Consider the following 2,684-nt stretch of genomic DNA (forward strand, 5'->3'; position numbering starts at 1 on the left):
GCGCCACCCTGGCCGGATTCCCCGCCGTGCGTCCGCTCACCGCTCGTCCTCCCCCCCGACCGTTTCGTGCGCTCTTCCCTGTCTCTTCCGGGTCTCTTCCGGGTATCTTCCGGGTCTCTTCCGGCTCTCTTTCCGTCCCGTTCCCCGGCTCATGGCCGGTCCCCAGGCGCGGTCACCGGCCGCTGGTTAGCATGGCGTGGTTGACGCAATCGACCCGGACGGGGGCCTGCACGACCATGGGACGTGGTTCCTCGGGGCACCGATCGGCGCCCGCGATGCCCCGGGACGCGCTGTTGCGGCGCGTCGGCCGGCTCTGGCGGGAGGTCGCCAAGTTCGGTGCGGTGGGCGGAGCGGGGCTCCTTGTCAACCTGCTGGTGTTCAACCTGGTACGGCATGTCACCGATCTCCAGGTGGTGCGGGCGAGCGTCATCGCGACCGTCGTCTCGATCGTCTTCAACTACGTCGGCTTCCGGTACTTCACCTACCGGGACCGCGACAAGAGCGGCCGCACCAAGGAACTGACCCTGTTCCTGCTGTTCAGCGTGGTCGGACTGGTGATCGAGAACGGCGTGCTGTACCTGGCGACCTACGGGTTCGGCTGGGACAGCCCGCTCCAGAGCAACGTCTTCAAGTTCCTCGGCATCGGCATCGCGACCCTGTTCCGCTTCTGGTCCTACCGCACCTGGGTCTTCCGCGCCCTGCCCGCCCGGGAGGCCGTGGCCGACGCGGAGTCGTTCCTCCACGCGGAGGCACAGGCGAAGAGGCCGCGCCCGACCAGGGTCTCCCGCTGACCGACCCCTCCGGCGCCCTCCTCTCAGGGCAGTGCACCTACCGCACCGCGCCTACCGCACCGTCGGCTCGGCGTCCGCCGGTTTCTTCAGCGGGGGCGTGCGGGACAGGAACAGTCCGAAGACCGGCGGCTTGGCCTGGAGGAGTTCCAGGCGGCCTCCGTCGGCCTCGGCCAGGTCGCGGGCGACGGCCAGCCCGATGCCGGTGGAGTTGCGGCCGCTGATCGTCCGCTCGAAGATCCGCGCGCCCAGGTCGGCGGGGACGCCAGGACCCTCGTCCGTGACCTCCACGACCGCCTGGTTGCCGGTCACGCGGGTGCGCAGCGCCACCGTGCCGCCGCCGTGCATGAGGGAGTTCTCGATCAGCGCGGCCAGCACCTGGGCGACCGCGCCCGGTGTGCCCACGGCCCGCAGGTGCCGCTTGCCGGAGCTGACGATCGCGCGGCCGGCGCTGCGGTAGGCGGGCCGCCACTCGGCGATCTGCTGCTGGATGACCTCGTCGAGGTCGAAGGAGACCGCGGAGCCCGTGCGCGGGTCGCGGGAGTTGGTCAGCAGGCGCTCCACCACGTCCGTCAGCCGCTCCACCTGGGTGAGCGCGACGTTCGCCTCCTCCTTCACCGTCTCCAGCTCGTCGGTGAGGGTGATCTCCTCCAGGCGCATCGACAGCGCGGTCAGCGGCGTGCGCAGCTGGTGGGAGGCGTCGGCGGCCAGGCGCCGCTCGGCGGTGAGCATCCGGCCGATCCGCTCGGCGGAGGAGTCCAGCACATCGGCCACCCGGTCCAGCTCCGGAACGCCGTAGCGCTTGTGCCGGGGACGCGGGTCGCCCGAGCCGAGGCGCTCGGCGGTCTCGGCGAGGTCGGTCAGCGGGGAGGCGAGCCGGTTGGCCTGGCGGATCGCGAGCAGCACCGCCGCCACCACCGCGAGCAGCGCCACCAGGCCGATGATCAGCAGCGTGCGGCCGACCTCGCGGGTGACGGAGGAGCGGGACTCCTCCATCCGGACGGTCTCGCCCTGCTCGCCCTTGGCGGTGGAGTGGATCACGTCGCCGTCCGGCTTGGTGCCGACCTCGATGGCCGGCCGGCCGGGAATGCCGATCACCGCGTACTGCCCGGGAGCCACCTGGTCGCGCAGGATCCGCGCGTCGACCGTCTCGTCGCCGAGCAGCCGGCCGTCGACGATGCTGGCCAGCCGGAGCGCCTCGGAGTCGACCCGCTCCTGGGCGCTGTTGCTGATCGTGCGGGTCTCCACGATCACCAGGGAGACGCCGAAGACGGCGATCACCACGAGCACCACGGCGAGCGTGGACTGGATCAGTCGACGGCGCATGACCTCTTACCCGTACTTACCCGTAAGCACTCGTGAGCGGCCCTGGAGCGGGCGCTCAGCTCTTCTCGAAGCGGAAACCCACGCCGCGCACGGTCGCGATGTACCGGGGGTTCGCCGCGTCGTCGCCGAGCTTCTTGCGCAGCCACGAGATGTGCATGTCGAGGGTCTTGGTCGACGACCACCAGGTGGTGTCCCAGACCTCCCGCATCAGCTGGTCGCGGGTGACGACCCGGCCCGCGTCCCGCACGAGGACCCGCAGCAGGTCGAACTCCTTGGCGGTGAGCTGGAGCTCCTCGTCGCCCATCCAGGCGCGGTGGGACTCGACGTCGATGCGCACGCCGTGCGTGGCCGGCGGCTGCTGCGGCTCGGCGGCACCGCGCCGGAGCAGGGCCCGGACCCGGGCGAGCAGTTCGGCGAGGCGGAAGGGCTTGGTGACGTAGTCGTCGGCACCCGCGTCCAGGCCGACGACCGTGTCGACCTCGTCGGCGCGCGCCGTGAGGATCAGGATGGGCACGGTGTGACCGTCGGCGCGCAGCCGGCGGGCGACCTCCAGGCCGTCCATACCGGGCA

General features: G+C 71.5%; 3 protein-coding genes. 1 reads left to right on the forward strand and 2 read right to left on the reverse strand.

Going from position 1 to position 2,684, the window contains the following annotated elements; genetic code table 11:
• The first annotated feature begins 236 nt into the window (after positions 1–236).
• Entirely contained in the window at positions 237–791 is a 555-nt protein-coding gene (locus ABZ484_RS38575) for a GtrA family protein (protein ID WP_358870617.1), read from the forward strand.
• 51 nt (positions 792–842) lie between these two features.
• On the opposite strand, the gene ABZ484_RS38580 is transcribed toward ABZ484_RS38575, so the two are convergent.
• Entirely contained in the window at positions 843–2,114 is a 1,272-nt protein-coding gene (locus tag ABZ484_RS38580) for an ATP-binding protein (protein ID WP_358870615.1), read from the reverse strand.
• Between the two features lie 55 nt (positions 2,115–2,169).
• Positions 2,170–2,684 (reverse strand): response regulator transcription factor (locus ABZ484_RS38585; protein ID WP_358870616.1); only part of this gene is annotated, 515 nt, incomplete at its 5' end.

The organism is Streptomyces sp. NPDC006393 (assembly GCF_040628575.1).
Lineage (GTDB): Bacteria > Actinomycetota > Actinomycetes > Streptomycetales > Streptomycetaceae > Streptomyces.

Excerpts from the sequence above, each read along its gene's own strand:
- ABZ484_RS38580 (WP_358870615.1), bottom strand. The coding sequence starts at position 2,114 with ATGCGCCGTCGACTGATCCAGTCCACGCTCGCCGTGGTGCTCGTGGTG.
- ABZ484_RS38575 (WP_358870617.1), top strand. The coding sequence starts at position 237 with ATGGGACGTGGTTCCTCGGGGCACCGATCGGCGCCCGCGATGCCCCGG.